General features: G+C 68.8%; 1 protein-coding gene. It reads left to right on the forward strand.

Annotated elements, in window-relative coordinates; genetic code table 11:
* Window positions 1-254: hypothetical protein (locus AC1DYG_RS20585; protein ID WP_477641685.1), on the forward strand; the 254-nt coding region annotated here is incomplete at its 5' end.
* Window positions 255-381: the final 127 nt, after the last annotated feature.

Raw genomic sequence — 381 nt, forward strand, 5'->3', positions numbered from 1 at the left:
CCCGAACCCACCGGCTGCCGACGGCGCTCGACCACGTCACCATCGAGCTCGTCTACCGCCCCCGAGCCAACATCCGCCGCGACGCCGACAACATCGTCCCCGTCCTCAAAGCCCTCTGCGACGGACTCGTCGACCACGGCCTCACCGCAGACGACACCCCCAACCTCATGACCAAGCACATGCCCCGCATCGAACCCGCCCAGAAGGGCGCAGGAGGCGCGATGTGGCTCGAACTGACCTGGGAGGCCCGATGACCACCATTCCCGCCGGAGCGTCGATCTCAGCCGCACCACTCGGCACACTGCTGCCCACCACGGCCACTGCCTACTACAGCGCATGGCACCCCATCGGCCACCTCGCCGGGGCCGATCACCTACGCGG

Source organism: Pedococcus sp. P1_H8 (genome assembly GCF_056405175.1).